This window comes from Vibrio ulleungensis (assembly GCF_016900875.1).
Lineage (GTDB): Bacteria > Pseudomonadota > Gammaproteobacteria > Enterobacterales > Vibrionaceae > Vibrio > Vibrio ulleungensis.
Genome location: NZ_JAFEUM010000003.1, coordinates 448,880 through 468,446 on the forward strand (window position 1 = coordinate 448,880; position 19,567 = coordinate 468,446).

The 19,567-nt window shown below is 44.3% G+C and carries 20 protein-coding genes; 10 read left to right on the plus strand and 10 right to left on the minus strand.

What is annotated here, in order from left to right:
* Window position 1: 1 nt before the first annotated feature.
* From hisA to JQC93_RS10655, 5 genes are all read left to right on the plus strand, one after another.
* A complete protein-coding gene (hisA, locus tag JQC93_RS10635) occupies window positions 2–739 on the plus strand; it encodes a 1-(5-phosphoribosyl)-5-[(5-phosphoribosylamino)methylideneamino]imidazole-4-carboxamide isomerase (RefSeq protein ID WP_084885658.1) in 738 nt (245 codons plus the stop codon).
* Window positions 721–1,494: an imidazole glycerol phosphate synthase subunit HisF gene (hisF, locus tag JQC93_RS10640; RefSeq protein ID WP_205158406.1), complete on the plus strand. Its 774-nt coding sequence runs from the start codon at window positions 721–723 to the stop codon at window positions 1,492–1,494. Before hisA ends, hisF begins: the two co-directional genes overlap by 19 nt.
* Complete coding sequence (gene hisIE, locus JQC93_RS10645) at window positions 1,491–2,114, plus strand: bifunctional phosphoribosyl-AMP cyclohydrolase/phosphoribosyl-ATP diphosphatase HisIE (protein WP_205158407.1); 624 nt, start codon at window positions 1,491–1,493, stop codon at window positions 2,112–2,114. The genes hisF and hisIE overlap by 4 nt, the downstream gene beginning before the upstream one ends.
* 170 nt (window positions 2,115–2,284) lie before the next feature.
* Complete coding sequence (locus JQC93_RS10650; RefSeq protein WP_205158408.1) at window positions 2,285–2,635, plus strand: hypothetical protein; 351 nt, start codon at window positions 2,285–2,287, stop codon at window positions 2,633–2,635.
* Between the two features lie 108 nt (window positions 2,636–2,743).
* Window positions 2,744–3,331: a TMEM165/GDT1 family protein gene (locus JQC93_RS10655; RefSeq protein WP_205158409.1), complete on the plus strand. Its 588-nt coding sequence runs from the start codon at window positions 2,744–2,746 to the stop codon at window positions 3,329–3,331.
* 8 nt (window positions 3,332–3,339) lie between these two features.
* On the opposite strand, the gene JQC93_RS10660 is transcribed toward JQC93_RS10655, so the two are convergent.
* From JQC93_RS10660 to JQC93_RS10675, 4 genes are all read right to left on the minus strand, one after another.
* Complete coding sequence (locus tag JQC93_RS10660) at window positions 3,340–3,822, minus strand: YchJ family metal-binding protein (protein ID WP_205158410.1); 483 nt, start codon at window positions 3,820–3,822, stop codon at window positions 3,340–3,342.
* Between the two features lie 41 nt (window positions 3,823–3,863).
* Window positions 3,864–5,087, minus strand: a complete 1,224-nt coding sequence (locus tag JQC93_RS10665) for an EAL and HDOD domain-containing protein (RefSeq protein ID WP_205158411.1) — start codon at window positions 5,085–5,087, stop codon at window positions 3,864–3,866.
* Window positions 5,088–5,172: 85 nt separating this feature from the next.
* The gene (lpxH, locus tag JQC93_RS10670) at window positions 5,173–5,910 is read right to left on the minus strand and encodes a UDP-2,3-diacylglucosamine diphosphatase (protein ID WP_205158412.1); all 738 of its coding nucleotides are present in this window, start codon (window positions 5,908–5,910) and stop codon (window positions 5,173–5,175) included.
* A gap of 72 nt (window positions 5,911–5,982) precedes the next feature.
* Window positions 5,983–6,480, minus strand: coding sequence for a peptidylprolyl isomerase (locus JQC93_RS10675; RefSeq protein WP_084885646.1), 498 nt, complete (start codon window positions 6,478–6,480; stop codon window positions 5,983–5,985).
* A 229-nt stretch (window positions 6,481–6,709) separates the two neighbouring features.
* Here JQC93_RS10675 and cysS point away from each other — a divergent pair, with 229 nt between their 5' ends.
* The gene (cysS, locus tag JQC93_RS10680) at window positions 6,710–8,089 is read left to right on the plus strand and encodes a cysteine--tRNA ligase (protein ID WP_205158413.1); all 1,380 of its coding nucleotides are present in this window, start codon (window positions 6,710–6,712) and stop codon (window positions 8,087–8,089) included.
* Between the two features lie 64 nt (window positions 8,090–8,153).
* On the plus strand, window positions 8,154–8,732 hold the full coding sequence (locus JQC93_RS10685; RefSeq protein ID WP_205158414.1) for a thymidine kinase: 579 nt from the start codon (window positions 8,154–8,156) through the stop codon (window positions 8,730–8,732).
* A gap of 72 nt (window positions 8,733–8,804) precedes the next feature.
* Here JQC93_RS10685 and JQC93_RS10690 read toward each other — a convergent pair whose 3' ends face one another.
* From JQC93_RS10690 to cmoB, 4 genes are all read right to left on the minus strand, one after another.
* Window positions 8,805–9,770 carry an alpha-L-glutamate ligase-like protein gene (locus JQC93_RS10690; protein ID WP_205158415.1) on the minus strand — a complete coding sequence of 322 codons (966 nt, stop codon included), beginning with the start codon at window positions 9,768–9,770 and terminating at the stop codon, window positions 8,805–8,807.
* Window positions 9,771–9,773: 3 nt separating this feature from the next.
* Window positions 9,774–11,282 (minus strand): inactive transglutaminase family protein, encoded by a 1,509-nt coding sequence (locus tag JQC93_RS10695; protein ID WP_205158416.1) that lies wholly within the window; start codon window positions 11,280–11,282, stop codon window positions 9,774–9,776.
* Between the two features lie 36 nt (window positions 11,283–11,318).
* Complete coding sequence (locus JQC93_RS10700; protein ID WP_205158417.1) at window positions 11,319–11,969, minus strand: ATP-dependent zinc protease family protein; 651 nt, start codon at window positions 11,967–11,969, stop codon at window positions 11,319–11,321.
* 252 nt (window positions 11,970–12,221) lie between these two features.
* Entirely contained in the window at window positions 12,222–13,196 is a 975-nt protein-coding gene (gene cmoB, locus JQC93_RS10705; protein ID WP_205158418.1) for a tRNA 5-methoxyuridine(34)/uridine 5-oxyacetic acid(34) synthase CmoB, read from the minus strand.
* A gap of 207 nt (window positions 13,197–13,403) precedes the next feature.
* Between cmoB and JQC93_RS10710 the strand changes: the two genes are divergently transcribed.
* Window positions 13,404–14,309, plus strand: a complete 906-nt coding sequence (locus JQC93_RS10710; RefSeq protein ID WP_205158419.1) for a manganese-dependent inorganic pyrophosphatase — start codon at window positions 13,404–13,406, stop codon at window positions 14,307–14,309.
* Between the two features lie 251 nt (window positions 14,310–14,560).
* On the opposite strand, the gene JQC93_RS10715 is transcribed toward JQC93_RS10710, so the two are convergent.
* Both JQC93_RS10715 and JQC93_RS10720 read right to left on the minus strand, forming a co-directional pair.
* Window positions 14,561–14,929, minus strand: a complete 369-nt coding sequence (locus tag JQC93_RS10715; protein ID WP_205158420.1) for a hypothetical protein — start codon at window positions 14,927–14,929, stop codon at window positions 14,561–14,563.
* A 9-nt stretch (window positions 14,930–14,938) separates the two neighbouring features.
* Complete coding sequence (locus JQC93_RS10720; protein ID WP_205158421.1) at window positions 14,939–16,603, minus strand: amidohydrolase family protein; 1,665 nt, start codon at window positions 16,601–16,603, stop codon at window positions 14,939–14,941.
* Between the two features lie 334 nt (window positions 16,604–16,937).
* Here JQC93_RS10720 and JQC93_RS10725 point away from each other — a divergent pair, with 334 nt between their 5' ends.
* The gene (locus tag JQC93_RS10725) at window positions 16,938–18,281 is read left to right on the plus strand and encodes a metal-dependent hydrolase family protein (protein WP_205158422.1); all 1,344 of its coding nucleotides are present in this window, start codon (window positions 16,938–16,940) and stop codon (window positions 18,279–18,281) included.
* A gap of 216 nt (window positions 18,282–18,497) precedes the next feature.
* Window positions 18,498–19,355: a pyridoxal kinase gene (gene pdxY / locus JQC93_RS10730; RefSeq protein WP_205158423.1), complete on the plus strand. Its 858-nt coding sequence runs from the start codon at window positions 18,498–18,500 to the stop codon at window positions 19,353–19,355.
* Window positions 19,356–19,567 lie beyond the last annotated feature (212 nt).

The window sequence follows — 19,567 nt, forward strand, 5'->3', positions numbered from 1 at the left end:
AGTGATTATTCCTGCATTAGATTTGATAGAAGGACAGGTCGTTCGACTCTTTCAAGGGGACTATGGCCAAGTCACAGAATACAAGGTTGATCCAGCCGAACAGTTTAATTTATACCATCAAGCCGGCGCCAATTGGCTGCACCTTGTTGACCTAACAGGGGCAAAAGACACTAAGGCAAGACAACTTGACCTTATTGCAACGTTACTCGCGAGTACACCAGCCAGCATTCAAATTGGTGGCGGAGTGCGCACAGAGCAAGACGTGGTTGATTTGCTAGAGGCAGGCGCTCAACGCGTTGTTGTAGGCTCAACGGCGGTAAAACAGCCGGAGTTAGTTAAGTCTTGGATGGAAAAGTACGGCGCAGAGAAGATCGTATTGGCGCTGGACATCAACATCGATGACCAAGGTGTGCGAAATGTTGCGATCTCTGGGTGGCAAGAAGACTCTGGGGTCACCATTGAGGCGTTGATCGATGATTACCTCACGGTCGGTCTTAAACACGTTTTGTGTACCGATATTTCTCGTGATGGCACCTTGCAAGGCTCAAACGTAGAGCTTTACATTGATTTGTGTAAACAGTACCCACAGGTTGCGTTCCAGTCTTCAGGTGGCATCGGCTCTCTAGATGATATCGCTGCGCTTAAAGGCAGTGGTGTTGCTGGTGTCATCGTGGGAAGAGCGTTGCTTGACGGCAAATTCACCGCAGAGGAGGCTTTTGCATGTTGGCAAAGCGAATAATACCTTGTCTCGATGTCCGTGATGGGCAGGTGGTTAAGGGCGTTCAGTTTCGAAATCATGAAATCATCGGTGATATAGTTCCTCTTGCGCAGCGTTACGCTGAAGAAGGCGCTGATGAGCTAGTGTTTTATGATATTACTGCTTCCAGTGATGGTCGCGTGGTAGATAAAAGCTGGGTCGCTCGCGTCGCAGAAGTCATTGATATTCCTTTTTGCGTAGCTGGTGGTATCAAATCGGCTGAAGATGCCGCGCGCATACTTGAGTTTGGCGCAGACAAAGTCTCTATCAATTCACCAGCGCTCGCAAATCCAGAGTTAATCACTGAGTTGGCGGATAAATTTGGCGTGCAGTGCATTGTTGTTGGTATTGACTCCTATTTTGATAAAGCGACGGGTAAATATCAGGTCTATCAATTTACAGGTGATGAAGCGCGCACCAAGGCAACATCATGGGAAACACGTGACTGGGTTCAAGAGGTCCAAAAGCGTGGAGCCGGTGAAATTGTATTGAATATGATGAACCAAGACGGTGTTCGCCAAGGCTACGATATTGAACAGTTGAACATGGTAAGAGAAGTATGCCATGTGCCCCTTATTGCCTCTGGAGGCGCGGGTGCAATGGAGCACTTTGCTGAAGCCTATCAAAAAACCAATGTTGATGGTGCGCTTGCTGCATCGGTTTTTCACAAGCAAGTGATCAACATTGGTGAGTTAAAACAGTATTTGAAACAACAAACTATTGAGGTGCGATTATGAGCACAGCGTTGCCAATAGCCGAGCGTGTCGATTGGGAGAAAGTCGATGGTTTGGTGCCTGCAATTGTTCAAGACTTTGAATCTAGTCAGGTATTAATGATGGGGTATATGAATCCAGAAGCACTGGATAAAACCTCTGAAACAGGGCAAGTAACCTTTTTTTCTCGAACTAAGCAGCGCCTTTGGACCAAAGGCGAAACCTCAGGAAACGTGTTGAAGTTGGTCAATATGTCGCTTGATTGCGATAACGATACCTTATTGGTAAAAGTGAACCCCATTGGGCCAACATGCCACACTGGGACCACTACCTGTTGGGATGGAGATCCACAAACTGAGTCACAAATGGTGTGGCTTCATCAACTTGAACAATTGCTTGCTGAGCGTAAACATGCCGACCCAGAGTCTTCCTATACCGCCAGCCTCTATGGGCGTGGCACAAAACGTATTTCGCAGAAAGTGGGCGAAGAAGGTGTTGAAGTCGCGCTTGCGGCAACGTCGGGCGACAAGGCGGAATTAGTGTGTGAGTCTGCAGATCTTATTTATCACTTACTGGTACTGCTGCAAGATCAAGAGATGTCTCTGAGCACGGTAATTGATAAGTTAAAAGAGCGTCATCAATAACGTTCAAATTTTTAAGATATAAAGGCACAAACGCTGGCGTTTGTGCCTTTTTTGAGTTCTACTACGCGGGAAAAAGAATCCCCTGTTTATGCATATTATTGCAACGCGAAATTCGGAGCGGATGTTTTGAACAAAGTCCAAAAGAGCAAAGGGGACAGTAGGAAAGGTAAATGAAAAAAATGGTAAGAGTATTAATTGCATTCATCGCGCTGGCTGGCGTGGGCTATTTCGTGGCAACGCAAGATGGTCGAGATGCTGTCAAGCGCTATGAGCAACACTATGTCTGTAGCGATCGATCTCTTAACTATTATCTCTCCAACGAAACCACTAATTGGCACTTCGAACAACGCAACATATACCAAAATATGATCACTCGAGGTCGCTTCTTTGGCGTATCTGCAGATTCTCTAGAAAAAGTGCATCAAGACAACACCGAGCGAAAATCCAAGATAGAGTATATACGCAAAGATGCGGTAAAGGAGTTCGATTGCATGGCGCTATGGCTAAACAGAAACAGCTAACTTCTGTATATTTATTATTGCTCAGTTAACTGAGGCGCTTCTCGCTTCGATGTATTGCTTGATGCTTGCGTAAACCCCCTTTAGTCAAACCGCTATTTGAGATCCAAAATGCACGAATCTTCACTTTTGTTTAGCTCTGCCATGTTGACGTTTTGGGCGATATTTTTAGCTGAAATGGGTGACAAGAGTCAGTTGGTTTGTATGGCGCTGGCTGCTAAACATCGAAGTAAACCGATACTGATCGCGGCTGTATGCGCGTTTTCAATACTCAATTTAGTCGCCGTTGCCCTTGGTGTTTCCTTGGGGAATTGGTTTTCTGAGTTTTGGATCACTATAGTGGCGGCTGCTGCATTTGCCTATTTTGGGTTAACCAGCTTCTTCGGTGCCGAAGAGGACGATGATGAAGAAATCTCTCAAGTTTCTTCGCGCCGGTTATTCATCAATACATTCTTATTGTTATTTGTTGCGGAGCTAGGCGATAAAACGCAATTGGCAGTGGTCACACTCTCGACCACCCATAATATGTATGGTGTGTGGATAGGCGCAACCATAGCGTTGATAGGCACATCCGCACTTGGAATTTATGCGGGTCGCCGCTGGCTATCCAAGATTGACATGGGTTTATTGCATAAAATTAGTGGTGCGTTTTTTATTGGTTTGGCAATAACGATGTTGATAACCTTAGTAAGGCTTTAACCAACGATCTACCCGCAACACTTTTTATATTTTTTACCGCTTTGGCAAGGGCACTGGTCATTGCGTTTGATTTTGACTGGTGCAAGCTGAACATGATCATCAAAAGTGCCATCTCTATAAAACCATAATCCGTCATGAAAGATAAAACGTGACAGTTCTTGCATACTATAGAGCGTATCGTTTTCTATGTACTGGGCACGAAACTCTACAAAGCCAACTGAGCTATCTTGAGGGCTCATAGCGCTAGAAATGACATCGAGATGGCACCAATCTAACGATACAGATTCAGCTATTTGCTCTCTTTGTTGTTCGGCGTTGCAGTCTGGATGATAGGTGGCAACAACATAGTCGACAAGTTTTAAGTAGTGCGCACTGTAACGGCTTCTCATCAGTTTCTCGGGCGTATCAGCGGCCGAGTGATTGATGTGGATAGGTTGACAGCAGTTGGCGTAAGCCAGACCGCTTTTACAGGGGCAATGTGTATTATGCATCAGTCTAATTAGTGAAGGTGTCTGTCGCGTTAGTGTAACAATTATCCGCTGGATTTATTAGATCGTTTCACCTGATTTGACCATTGCATAGACTGCTCATAACACTCACCGATAAAGGGTTGTGCGACCCCACAACAATCGGAGATCTGTTGTACCGTTGTCCAGTCGGCTTGTTCATAGGCTTCAATCAGGTTAATCATGGTACCTAGAGGGCCTTCACGTTTATTAAGAGCAAGCTTAATGTCCGGATCGAGTGGAATATCATTGAGTAATTCTGGTAACGGTCTATCTAGCAGAGAATCGAGCACAGAAAACATACCGGTCAAAAACGCCTTACTGTGGTCAACTTGGTTTTGCCCATGAACTACCAATAGCTCAGCAAAACGAGCACGTTGTAGCGATAGACCATATAACGAACTGGGTTTATTGTTATTGGTACTGGCTATTGCAACTAAGGAAATAAAACGTCGCAGTCGATCTTCTCCTAAATATGCCAATGCCTGACGAAATGATTTAATTTCGTTGCTTATTAACGCAGAAGAGTTTACGAATTTAAGCAGTTTATAGCTTAAGCTAAGATCTTGGGTGATAAGCGATTCGACATAAGTGTAGTTGATGCTGCGCTTAGAAACTTCTTTCAAAAGCTGCACAATAGTGAGGAACGTCGGTTCTATCGCTTTCTTTTGCAACATCTCTGGTCGGCTGAAAAAATACCCTTGATAAAGTTCAAATCCAGCTTGTTTGGCTTGCTCAAACTCTTCGTAGGTTTCGACTTTTTCGGCTAAGAAGTGAATATCATAACCGCGCATGCTATCTATGAAAATTTGCGCTTTCTCTACTGGAATGAGGCGAATATCAAACTTGATGATCCACACAAAAGGTAAAAATCGTTTCCATCTTAGCGAAGGTTGAAAATCATCAAGAGCGAATCTATAGCCTTGATTGTAGAGATACTTAACCGCATCGAACAGTTGATCGTTTGGCTCACTTTCTTCTAGGATCTCGATGACAATTTGTTCTTTAGGGAATAAGCCTGGAACAAGGTTGATGATGCTCTGTTGTGGGAAGTTTACAAAAGCTAATTTGCTTTCCAACAGAGAACTATTGGAGTCAAAAAAATTGTCTGATAACAGTCGGCTGGTCGCTTTTTCGGGCTCAATTTCTGGGAAAGTGTTTTTCGGCCCATCACGATAAAGCAATTCATAGCCAAAAGTCTGACGTTTAGAATTGAGTATCGGTTGTCGAGCGACGTAAGAAAAAGTCAAAACTGCGTAAAATCAAATTCAAGTGATTTTTTTATTGTACATGGTTCTGTAAAAATGTCAGCAGCTTGTCTACAAATAACGCAAATTATTTGGGCTCGACAATAGGCTCTTTTATCACGCTGTGATCGCTTGCCGTAACACGCAGTACGAAATTATGGCTATGCCAGTCGCCAAGAACTCGACGCTCGCCAATTTGATTGGTTAGTTCCACCGTGTGTAAGTCTGGTCGGTGCGTATGTCCGTGGATCATGTGCGTCACTTGTTGACGATTAAAGGCGTCAACGACAGCGTGTTGATTGACGTCCATGATATCGAGCTGCTTGTCCTGCTTATCATTTCGCGCTTGCCCTTTAACCTTAGACACTATTTTTAGTCTAAGTGAAAGCGGTAAATGATTGAACACCCATTGCAACCATGGTTGGTTGACCTTTTGACGAAATTCTTGGTATTTCACATCGTCAGTACAGAGTGTATCGCCATGCAATATCAGAGTAGGTACACCGTACAGGTCGATCACCGTCTCGTCGCCAAGCAAGGTCACCCCAGTTTGTTTAGCAAAACGTTTACCCACTAAAAAGTCGCGATTGCCTTTGACCAAGTAGATATCAGTCCCTCTATCGACAGCGTCCTTAAGGGCGTTCTTAATTTGTAGATTAAATGGGGTGTTGTAGTCATCGCCAACCCAAAACTCAAATAGGTCACCAAGTATATACAGCGCATCGGTTTCTTTTGGGTCTAAATTGGCCAGTAGCTCCAAAAAGCTGGTTGTGATCCCACGGCGGGTTTCACACAAGTGGAGGTCGGAAATAAAGTAGGTTTTCATTGGTGCGCCGCTATAAGTAGAAGGAGGGCAAGCGTAATTGCTTGCCCTTGATTCAGTGTTGCTTTAGGTGTCTTATTCGACAGTAGAACCAGTGATTACAACTTCCTCAAGAGGAACATCTTGGTGCATGCCCATAGTGCCAGTGCTTACACCTTTAATTTTGTTCACGACTTGCATGCTTTCTTCGTCAGCTACCTCTCCAAAGACACAGTATCCCCAACCGTCAAGGCTTTCTGAGGTGAAGTCTAGGAAGGTGTTGTTATTCACGTTGATAAAGAACTGAGAGCTAGCAGAGTGCGGCTCCATAGTACGCGCCATTGCTAGCGTGCCGACTTTATTGCTTAAACCGTTGTTTGCTTCATTTTTAATAGGCGCACGGCTCGACTTTTCTTTTAGTCCAGAAGTCATGCCACCACCTTGAACCATAAAACCATCAATCACACGGTGGAAAAGAGTGTTGTCGTAAAAACCATCTTTACAATACTGAAGGAAGTTTGCTGCTGTTTCAGGCGCTTTGTCTTCGTATAGGTCAATTTTGATGTCACCAAAGTTGGTGTGCAGGGTGATCATGGTCTGTATCCTTTTTATCTGTTAACTGCCAATATGGCATTACGCGGGCGATTTTAATCGATCCTTAAGTAGAATGTCACGGCCAAGGCACTAGAAGCTTGCTGTAGTACGAATTGCAAAGCCACAGAAACCAATCGATTAATAATAGCTCGCTCAGCTATACCCTGTTGAGTATGAAGTTGATATACTGCGAGGCTAGCCTTGTAAAACCAACAACATAGTAGAGATCATGTTAAAGATATACAACACATTGACCAAGCGAAAAGAGGAATTTAAGCCCATCACTGACAATAAAGTGGGCATGTACGTGTGTGGTGTCACCATCTACGATCTCTGTCACATTGGTCATGGTCGCACGTTTGTTTCTTTTGATGTGGTTTCTCGTTACCTGCGTTATTTAGGCTATGACCTAAACTACGTGCGCAATATTACCGATATTGACGACAAAATCATTAAACGAGCTGCAGAAAACGACGAAAGCTGTGAAGCGCTTACCGAGCGACTGATTGCTGATATGCACGCCGACTTCGATGCGCTGAATATGAAGCGTCCGGATCACGAGCCCCGTGCGACTCAATATATTGATGAAATCATTGCTCTAGTAGAACGATTGATCGAACGTGAGTTTGCCTATGTCGCTGATAACGGCGACGTGATGTTTGAAGTGTCTAAGTACGATGAGTATGGGCGTCTTTCAAAGCAAGATTTGGATCAGCTTCAAGCCGGCGCACGTGTCGACATCGACACTGCCAAACGCAGTCCATTGGATTTTGTGCTTTGGAAGATGTCTAAGCCAGGAGAGCCTACATGGGAATCTCCTTGGGGGGCTGGTCGTCCTGGCTGGCATATTGAGTGTTCGGCAATGAACTCTAGCCTGCTTGGTAACCATTTTGATATTCACGGTGGTGGTTCAGATCTTACTTTCCCACACCATGAAAACGAAATTGCTCAGTCTTGCTGTGCTCACGATACGCAGTATGTCAATACTTGGATGCACAGTGGCATGGTGATGGTCGATAAAGAGAAAATGTCTAAGTCTTTGGGCAACTTCTTTACCATTCGCGATGTGTTGGGCCACTTTGATCAAGAGACTGTTCGTTACTTCTTGATGTCTGCACATTACCGTAGTCAATTAAACTACAGCGTAGATAACCTAGAACAATCTAGAGCGTCTCTAGAGCGACTTTATACGTCGCTACGTGGATTGGATATGAACGCGGCGCCGGCAGGTGGAGAAGCGTTTGTTGCTAAGTTTACCAACGCAATGAATGATGATTTTAATACGCCAGAAGCCTATTCAGTGTTGTTTGAGATGGCTCGTGAAATTAATCGCCTCAAAACAGAAGATATCAACAAGGCCAGTGGGTTAGGTGCTCTTATGCGCGAACTTGCAGCGGTTGTAGGGATTCTTCATCAAGATCCAGAAGCGTTCTTGCAGGGTAACGAGGACGACGATGAGGTGGCTGAAATCGAAGCGCTGATCAAATTACGTAACGACTCGCGTGCAAACAAAGACTGGGCCAACGCCGACTTAGCTCGTGACAAGTTGAACGAGATGGGCATTGTGTTGGAAGACGGCGCTCAAGGTACGACTTGGCGACGCAAATAAGTTTACTGACAAAATAGGACTGTTCAGCAGTCCTTTTTTACAACCAAAATTCAAGGATTTCACATTGGCACAGATGTATTTCTATTATTCTGCAATGAATGCAGGTAAGTCGACGACCCTACTTCAGTCATCATTTAACTATCAAGAGCGCGGAATGAATCCGCTAATTTTTACCGCAGCCATCGATGATAGAGAAGAAGTAGGCAAGGTCAGTTCGCGGATCGGCTTGCAGGCTGACGCACACCTTTTTGATGGTGATACCGACTTATTTGAGTCAGTTAAAGCGTTATACGCAAAAGAAAAATGTCATTGTTTGTTGGTGGATGAGTGCCAGTTTTTAACCAAGCAACAGGTGTATCAACTCACGGAAGTGGTCGATAAACTTAACATTCCTGTGTTGTGTTACGGGCTACGCACGGACTTCCTCGGTAACCTATTTGAGGGCAGTCAGTTCTTGTTAGCGTGGGCAGATAAATTGGTTGAATTAAAAACCATTTGTCACTGTGGTCGCAAAGCCAATATGGTGATCCGTACTGACGAAACAGGCAAAGCCATTGCTGAGGGTGATCAGGTTGCTATTGGTGGTAACGATCGCTATGTATCGGTGTGTCGTCGCCACTACAAAGAAGCGCTGAACAAGTAGCTTGCTAATATTATAAAAAAACGGGCAACCTTTAAAAGGTTGCCCGTTTTTTGTTGAGCTGAGTGTTTGGCTCTATGTGTTGTACACACCAAACTGCTGCATTGCGTACGCTACGCGCTCTTTGACGTCAGGGTACTGGATTTGCTCTTCAAGGTTTTCTATATGATTTAACCGAGGAAGTAATCCAGCACCATTAGCGATTTGGATTGCAAGGCCAGGACGAGCGTTCAGTTCGAGCACCATAGGCCCTTCTTCACGATCTAACACCATATCTGTGCCCATATAGCCAAGGCCAGTCATCTCCCAAGCACTTGAGGCAATCTCTAACAGCTTTTCCCAATGAGGTACTTGTAAGGACGCTAGCTCTTTACCGGTATCTGGGTGGTGAGTGACAGGTTGGTCAAATTGTACTGCGCGTACAGCACGACCGGTACCGATGTCTATACCCACGCCCACCGCACCTTGGTGAAGGTTCGCTTTGCCGTCAGAATCACTGGTAGATAGTCGCATCATTGCCATAACAGGGTAACCCTGAAAAACGATGATACGGACATCAGGCACGCCTTCGTAACTAAATCCTTCAAAGCAAGAGTCGAACTTAATTAAGTTCTCAACAACTGCGACGTCATTCTTACCACCAAGCGAAAACAGACCAGCCAAGGTGTTTGTGATGTGACGTTCGACTTCAGCTTTACCCACAGTAGCACCTGAGGGCTTGGTATAGGTGCCGTCTTTGTGAGAAGTTATCACTAAGATCCCTTTACCACCGCTTCCTTGAGCAGGCTTAATCACAAAGCCAGGCCAATTCTCTACCATTTTATGGATACCTTTTACCGAAAACTGATTCTCGATAACCCCAATAAGGGTAGGAGTACTGGCACCATGTTTTTTGGCGACAATTTTTGTTTTTAGTTTGTCGTCCACTAAAGGGTATTTGCTACGGTCGTTGTAGCGCCCAATGAAACTGTGGTTTCGTTGGTTCATCCCCATGATCCCTTTATTGCGGATCTTAAACGGTGAAGTAAACTGACTTAACATAGCTTAATCCTCCGCGAGTGGTTTAAAGCGACGTAATTCAGTGAGGCGGTAGCCCGTGTAGTTACCAAGCAGCAATATTGCCGCCAGTATGATCAATTGAATACCAATAAAGTTAAACGTTAGATGCTGTACATATGGATTGGTCATCGCAGCGTACACCAGAATAGCGGTAAGTAGTGAACCACCACCTTGTAGCATAACCTCTTTGGCACCTTCCTCTTCCCATAGAATCGACATACGCTCAATGGTCCAAGAGAGGATGATCATTGGGAAGAAGGTAATGGTTAACCCTTCGACAAGTCCAATGTTGAACGCGACAATGGTAAAGACAGAAATGATCAGGATTACGGTAATAATAACCGCAGATATTCGCGCGACTAACAGTAAGTTAAGCTTGGTGAGATAGGCACGGATAACTAGGCCTGTTCCAACAATCAACAAAAATCCAACGATACCGGTGAGAAGTTGAGTTTGCACAAACGCAACCGCAATCAGTACTGGCATAAAGGTACCTGAGGTCTTAAGACCCACAATCAATCGTAAGAAGACGACGATAAAGGCACCAATAGGGATGAGCATTATGGTTTTAAACATAGATTGCTCTTCAATCGGTAAGCTGTGGATAGAGAAGTTAAGTAGGCTATCAGACTCGACTTTTTTACTTGTCGCAAGGCGAGGAGAGATATCTTGGGCAATCATAGAGAAGCGGACTTGGCTATTCTCGACGCCAATCGCATCGAGTAATGAGACGTTAGACTCGTCCCAAATTAACACGTTGTCCTTTTTACCCTGAGCGCCAGTATCGGCGTTAAACAGTTCCCACTTATCGCCATCCCAAACTTGTACCATGTTGGCTGCGATTTGACGGCGACGTCCATCTTCAAGTGTTATAACGCCAACAACACGATTTGCTACTTCTGCGTGTGACAGCAGTGCGGTCAACGCCTCTGTTTTATCGTATTGATTCAGCAGCAACGCGGCGTTTTGACTGTCTTTGTCATTCAGTTTTTTCGTCAATTCACGCGCAAAGGTAACATCATCAGCAGAGCGGTCTAGGGCTTGCTCAATAATCGCGTTTGCGGCAGCTTCTTGAGGACCGTCGAAGGTTGGAGCAACAATGTCTACGTCTTCAGGCTTGATAGGCTCAAGCTTAACATTTGGGTCCACCAAAAACTGTGTTTTGTAATAGATGGTTTGTGGGCCTTCGGCGTATCGAATAGACCATTCAGCGCGGCGACCAGCGTCGGTGTCTACATAAGACACACCGTAGCCAGGTGATGAAGCACTTTCGTCGGTTAGTGTAAATCCGGGTTGCGTATTCGGCGCGGCTAACGAAATTTTCACTTTGTCACCTAGGGCATCGAATTCTATTCGAGCTTCTACGTCCCAAACTTCGCGTGATTCACCGGGTACCCATGGCACACCGTAGTCTGCATGCCTTGTAAAACTTAAAGCAACGCCAACAACTAACAGCACGGCCACTAGCAAATAAAATGGGATTCTCGAAATCATAACTGTCCTTTTGATGATTGAGTGATGTAACTGTTATTAACTATCTGATTGTGAGTGAATGTGTTCTTTACTAACGTCGACGATGGCGATGTCTTTCAAGAACTCTCTACCAAGCAATACACTATGATCCATGTGAGATCGATCTGTCAGCGTAAATTCAACATTTTCCCTAAGGTTGCCAAGTTGTAACGGGATTGAAACAACTGGACGTTTCTGTAGGTCCGGTGTGTTAACTTGTCTAACGCTGGCATACCGAATTATAGGCACTTCTACCCACAATTTACCGCCTTGGTCATTTTCCTTTTCAGATATATGAAATTTAACCCATTTTTTACCATTTCGCTCGAATTCTTTTATGTTTTGAGCATCGATGGATGATGTAGTGGCGCCAGTATCCACTCGAGCGTCGAAATTTTGTTCGATACCTGAAAGCGATACGGTTTCGACAGCGCCAAGGACGACAACATCACGTGGGGTTTCATTATTGGTTGGTGCTTCTGCGACGACATAAACAATTTCAGGCTCTTTGACCACCATTTGCTTACGTTGGAGTTGCTGTTGCTTTTGAATTTCAGAGGACAGAGATTCGATTTGCTGATGCATCTGGAATATTTGCGACGATTTTACCGACAGGTCATTTTCCATACGGTGTAAAATAGTGACGAGTTCCAAATAGTTAGTTTGCATTTGTTCTATTGAACGAGTTTGAACTTCGAATTGTTGTTTTGTAGGTGTTTGGGCACAACCTAGTAGAAATAAAACAGTAGCAGCAGACAGGACTTTTTTCATAGTTATTGAGTTAATAAACATAATGGACAGGGAACAGGGCAATTGTAAAAGACAATGACTAAACTTTTGTTAAAGTAAAGTCAGTAAAAAGTGCTAGATGAGCCTTTTGAGAGACCAAGAACAAATAAAAGACTCTTTTGCTTCAATAAGTTACTGGGGCTTATTAGCAACTAAGATTGCACGTTTCGGCGCGGGTAATCCTTCTACCGTTTTAGTGGGATCGTCACTATCTAAATATTCTGGAAGTGAGTTATGGGTCATCCATTCTGTGGAGCGTTGTTCACCGGTAGTCGTCGTGTTTTGGTCGACTATTCGCACGTTTTCGAAGCCAACTTTTTCAAGCCAGACTTTTAGCGCTTTTGCAGACGGGAAGAAATACACATTACGCATTTGCGCATAGCGATCTGCGGGTACAAGCACTGCGTTCTCATCGCCATCGATCACTAATGTTTCAAGTACAAGCTCACCACCAGCGACTAACTGATCTTTGAGTTGGATTAGGTGATCCAAAGGTGAACGACGATGGTACAAGACTCCCATACTAAATACAGTGTCAAACGCTTCAAGTTTGGGCAGTTGTTCAATGCCAAGTGGCAGCAAATGAGCACGTTGCTCGTTGCCCATCAATTTTCGAATGGCTTCAAACTGCACCAAAAATAAGTGCGATGGATCGATTCCAACACACAATCGTGCTCCAGCACCGAGCATGCGCCACATGTGATAGCCGTTCCCACAGCCAACATCGAGAATGTGGCGATTTTTCAGGTCACTAATATGGGGTAAAACTCGGTCCCATTTCCAGTCTGAACGCCATTCAGTATCAATATGAATATCGTGAACGGTATAAGGTCCTTTGCGCCAAGGGTGGAAAGTGCGCAGCAAGTTCTCTAGTTTCTTTTTTTCACCGTCTATGAGTGGCGATTGGTTAGATACCTTAACTTCGTATTCAAGCTCTACCGAGTCGGGCTTTTGGTCCGAGATTTTGTTTAGCGCTTTAACCCAGCGTTCAAAATCACCATGCTCAGCATTTTGCCAATCGGTGAGTTGTGTCGGTAGGGTGTTTAACCAAGATTGCAGACGAGTATCATTGGCTAACAAGTGATAAAAAGGCGCAAAATTAAACATAATCTTAGTAACTTGTTGGTTTGTGGAGGCATTGGCACAGGAAGATACACCTATGCCTATAGGTTGGCAATATCATTACTTGCGCAAACGGTGTTTTCTGCATCAGTGAAGGCGCGAACATTGGAAATTCCCTCGAAATTGGGTAAAGTAGTGCCACTTAAAAAGCAATGACGCTTTGTGTTTCATTTAACAAGAATAGGACAAGCAATGATTTTAGTCGTTGGTCATAAAAACCCAGATAGCGATAGTATTTGTAGCGCATTGGCGGCAACCGAACTTTTAAAAGCTCGTGGCCTCGAAGCTATGCCAATACGTCAAGGTGAAATTAACCGCGAGACTCAGCACATTTTAGCAACTGCTAATCTAGAGCAACCAAAATTGCGAACGTCTGTTGCGGGTGAAAAAGTGTGGCTGGTGGATTACACAGATCTTGCACAAGCGCCTGACGATGTAAATGAAGCTGAGATTGTTGGTATTGTCGACCACCATCGCCTGGGTGATGTCATGACGGTTAATCCGTTAGAAGCATGGATTTGGCCTGTTGGCTGTACCTGTACGATTTTGTTCAACCTGTTCAAAATGGAAAATGTTGAGATTAGCAAACCTATTGCAACGCTAATGATGTCGGCAATCTTGTCTGACACAGTTGGCTTTGCATCGCCAACCTGTACTCAAAAAGACAAAGACGCGGTACTTGAGCTTGCTCCACTAGCTGGTGTTGAAGATCTCGATGCATTTATCAAAGACTTGTTGATTGCTAAAACCGATATTGAAGGGTTAGATGCTGCGCAATTGGTAGAGAAAGATCTTAAAGCGTATCCATTCAATGAGCGCAACGTAGTAGTCGGTCAAGTTGAGCTAGCAACCCTAGAACAAGTAGACGGTATGATTGACGCTATCGAAGCGGATCTAGAACGTCGTTGTGAAGAAGATTCACTAGCGTTTGCTGCGGTAATGCTAACAGACATTACTTCTGCGCAAACTCGTCTGCTTTACAAAGGTGAGTGGGCAGAGAAGTTGGTTAAACACGAGCAAAATGGCCAACTGATGATGGAAAATACACTAAGTCGTAAGAAGCAAGGCTGGCCTTGGTTACAAAACGAATTGGTTTAAAAGCACTTTCGAAGAAAAACCCGCTGATTAGCGGGTTTTTTTATACCGATTAACCAAAGAAAACCTCATTGGCGTGCATTGAATCCACGTATTCTCCTTGCTACTGCTGATTGCTATTGGTTTCACTGAAGCATGAGTTAACCTTCAATACTATAAAAAGTCCGATACACATATCTGCGAAATCGGACTTAGTCTTTGCTATCAGGTTTGTAACGCTATGCATTTCTTACATAGTCATAATCGAAGCTTGGTTAGTGGACTATAGTAATATCTGCATAACGCTGGAGTTTCATTACCTTGGTTCGCTCCCATAGGCTACTTCCATTCATTACAATCTCTACCCCTTGGTGCTCATCGCAAAACGCCCAAGATGGTTTGCCTTTGAAGTTAGATTCGATTTCCGCTACTTGCCCTAAAGTTAGCTTAGATACATCGAGCCCTATCTCGTAGGCATAATCAGACAGTTCACTGTTTGAGTGCTCTACAGGACGGTTTGGCTCTACGATTGCTTGGTAGGCGTCGAGTGCTGTGACCTCACTGGCTAACTCATCCAGCGAGTTACCATGTACTAGGCCAGCAAATGAAATTGAACACGTAAGCAAACATATAGCAATTCTCATAACGTATTCCTATTGACTTTTAAACGTTGGATTGCCATCTGCACCTGATTGATTGGCAGAAAACGTTGGCACCGTAATGTTTTGTAGCCAGCTTGCTTTGTCTATGCCATTAAAGCGTCCTTTCTCTTCAGGAGTGTGACGAATCGGTTGGCCAGCCCACACTTTTTTGAACTCACCATTGTCGACCACTTTTTGACCATGAACAATCACATAAGATATCCCAGATGTAGGTTTGCCTTGTTCACCCGCTTTATAAGTTGAATTGTCCTGAACCGTTTCCGGATCAAAAATAGTGATGTCAGCCACCATACCTTCTTGCATACGTCCGCGTTGCTGCATAGCCTCTAGACCTGCATCACCTAAATGTTTAGCCGGCCAGTAAGTCATCTGCGCCAGAGTAAACATCAGTGGCACTCCCTCTTCACGAGCCATGGCAAATACTTTACCACGCGTACCCGCAGTACGTGGGTGACCTTTATATTCGGTGTAGTCAGCGTCCCAAGAATCAACGCCCAGGCCAGAATATATCGAGTCTGCCGCAACCGTCATATGCGGAATCTTCAAGAAATATTTTAGCCACTCTTTACGTGGTGGGCTAAAAATGACAACAAGGTGCCCAGGATCTTTTGCTGCCATCTCTAAATACTCTTCTTTATTTAAGAATTTGTCAGAATCTGGATCGTAGATAATGTCTTCATACTTGTAACCGAACAACCCTTCAACACTTTCGGGGATTAAAAACGAGGACCCAATGGCAGTTGACGCTGCGTCGTACGGATAGTATTCAGACCACATGTTCATACCTTGCTCTCGCGCAGATTTAAGTTTTTCTTCGACTTCCCACCAGCCAAATTCATTGTTGTGAAGCATCAATAAACCTGCCTTAAGTGCGACAGCATTTGCAAATACTTCATCAAACCCCAACTGTCCTTCCGGATTCACTGGATTGCCATGAAATCTTGTGTGAGAGGCGGTAAAACGTCCCCAATTTGCAGCGACTTTTTGTGATTCATACATTTCAAATGATGTCAGTCCATTGCGCATATATGCAGTTGTTGAAGCTAAGTTAATGGCACCCTCTTTAAAGCCCTGATCCAAAATCGTCAGGATTTGGTTCATTTGTTCTTCATTGGCTTTGGTATCAGACCAACCACTCACACCATCTTTAGCTGCCTCGGTACGCAATTTGCTGAGAATGTCGGGCGCATCGTACGCACGGTCAATGATCACTTCAGGATCCAAAACCTCCAGCCTAGTCGCTTCTTGACTGATCGCTGTACCATAGTTTAAAGGCCAGGCATCTTTCTTATTTTCATACCATTCAGCCACACGTGTAGCACCTATTTCGAGGTCCATCCCAGTGGTTACACCATCAAGTGCGGCAAGTTTAATGGATAGGCCGTCAAGAGAGTGAAAGTGTGTATCAATGAATCCTGGAGCCACAACCTGACCAGATGCGTCAATCACCTTATCGCCGTCTAGTTGGTCGGCAGAAATTTTGACTATTTGACCATTCTTAATGCCGACATTAAGCACAGCATCCAGCATGGTTTCGGGATCCATTACTCGACCATTTTGAATCACGAGGTCATAGTCCGCAGCATGTAATGCTCCTGCATTTAACATTAATGCCGCCATTACCGACACATTGATCAATTGCTTTTTCACTTTCATTTCGTTGCCCTTATATTTTTTACTAATCTCTACTTTGTCTGAGCTTCAAATGAACGTAACGACAAATAATGAGCGATAGCATCACTTTTCAAAATAGTCGATATGTTAATTATTTGGACGATTAAAGCCTCATTGGTTGTGATTAATCATCGTGCTCAAACTGTGAGAGCTATCATACGAGCGCCTACAAAATCTCCACACTACAGTATGTTGGATCGGATGAGACGACCTCTCTCCATTGGGTTGTGACGTGATTATGAAGTGTGCGTTAATAACCTTAGCGAACAGTTAGTAATCAATTGTTCAATCAATGATTAATCATAGGCATAAATAAATGAAACTTAAAAAACTCACGATTCTCAGCACATTAATTGGCAGCTGCCTTTCATTTGGGGCATTGGCTAGCGAATCAGCGGTAGTGATCACCAACGTTGACATCTTTGACGGTGTTAACGAACAGCTTACCGAGGGTGCCAATGTGCTAATTGTTGATAACCTAATACAAACGATCACGCATGAAGACATTAAACACGAAGGCGCCGACATCATTGATGGAAATGGTAGAACGATGATTCCGGGGCTTACTGATGCCCATACTCATATTATGTGGACAGATGATATTGAAACACTCATCTATGGAGCGCCGGAAGGTTGGTCTGGCACACTTGCCGGCGTAAACGCTGGGGAAATGCTTTTGCGCGGCTTTACGACTATTCGCGACAATGGTGGCCCTGCATTTGGTTTGAAAAAAGCCATTGACGAGAATATCGTTCCTGGTCCTAGGATATTGCCGGCTGGTGCGTTTATTTCGCAGACATCAGGCCATGGTGATTATGACAAACGCATGTTTTACATGTCACCTCACTTTACGGGTCAAATAGACAAAGCGTATATCCGAGGCTGGACAATCATCGCTGATGGCGTTCCGGAAGTACAAAAGGCCTCGAGAGACGTACTGCGCTCTGGAGCAACCCACCTAAAAATATTTGGCAGCGGCAGTATTACTGGTGCGCACGACCCATTAGATGTCACCGAATATACTTATGAAGAACTCAAGGCAATCGTCACTGAAGCAGAAAAATGGGGGACTTATGCAGCAATACACGCCTACAGTGATGATGGTATCCAAAATGCCATTAAGGCAGGTGTAAAAAGCATCGAACATGGGTTGTTCGCATCGGAAGAAACCATGAAATTAATGAAGAAAAATGATGTATGGTTCTCAACACAGTTTTTGGCCTTCAGCTTACCCCCTGAAAAAGCCGGCATGACCGGAGATTCAGTGCCAAAATATCTGCAAGCTCAACAAGGAGCTCGGGCAGGCTATGAGCGTGCTAAGGAGTACGGTGTAAAAATGACTTTTGGTACCGATATTCTAGGTTCGCTAACCCTTCACCGCATGCAAAATCGTGAATTTATAGCACGCAGCAAATACTTCACTCCTTTTGAAATATTGAAACAAGCGACATCACAAAACGCAGAGCTTTTTGAGCTATCAGGTGAGCGTCATCCCTACAAAGAGGGAAAACTGGGGGTCATCCAGGAAGGTGCCTACGCAGACCTTCTTCTTGTGAATGGAAACCCGCTTGACGATATCTCAATCTTGGCCCTGCCAGACACCAATTTAGACCTAATAATGAAAGACGGTGTTGTGTACAAGAATCAGCTGCACAAATAAGCACAATCACTGATGGGTTCAGCCATGAGCCTTAAGGCCGCCGAGTTCAATCGGCGGCTTTTTTAGCTATCGACTCATCATCTACGCACTCTAAGAAAAGCGAACTCGATGATGCAATCCTACAAACAGTATTCAAGCATTGGCGTGTTAACTCATAAGATAGCGATCAATATTGAAAAACCTAATGAGCATCAGCCCAATTGTTGAGAGTAAAAGATGAAAAGTATTATATCGATTCAATCCCACTATGTGAGTGGGCACGTTGGCAATAGCACCGCCGTATTTCCAATGCAGAAAATGGGAATGGAAGTATGGCCGATCCATTCTGCTCAGTTTTCAACTAACACTTTATGTGAGCAGGACTATTCTAAGCAGAGGGCTGACTCCGACAATATTACAGCGCTCATGAATGGCCTAGACAAGGCTGGTAAACTAAGCGAATGTGGCGCTGTATTGTCTGGTCATCAATGCAGCGCATTGCAATATCGTGCCGTGGTAGAAGCAGTTCAGATGGTCAGAAAGCGTAATCCCAGTGCTCTGTATGTCTGTGAGCCAGAGTTTAATATCGGTGAACGTGCCGACAAACCACCCGTCGAAAACATTAAGGTCATCAAGCAGACGTTGGTCCCAATATCAGATGCCGCGATCCTGGGCCAAATCGAGTTGGGTGAATTAACCGGACTTAACGTCGATTCACTCTATGATGTTGTTACAGCAAGCAAAATGGTGCTTGATATGGGACCTAAAATGGTTTTAATCAAACACTTTGAGATACCCAATAGCGACACCTATAACGTATTACTATCGACTCGACGCTCATGTTTTATCGCCCGTCTTCCGAAGATTAAGTTTGATGATAGGGTGCTTGGCGTGGGTAATCTATTTTCGTCTCTTTTTACCGCGTGCTTAGTTAGGGACATGTTACCTTTAGAGTCATTTCGTCACGCATTCAATGCTGCTTATGGGGTGCTTGAAGTCACTAAAGAGCAAGATGCATGTGAACTACAAATTATCGATGCACAATACGAATTTGTTGAGCCCACTCACGAGTTTGACGTATGTAAAGTGTCATAAGAGACAACCAAGTACATCACTAACTTATTGCTTTAAATCAGAGTGCGAGTTATCGACAAAGCGGAAGAATTAAAACTCACGCTCTGCCAATGTCATTGCGCCGCGGTATCAACGTTATTGATGTAATACGCAACTGAAGTGGTACTTAATCTTGCAATTATTGGTAAGAAGCCACACTACTATCCATATTATTATACCTAAATGAGCTGAGC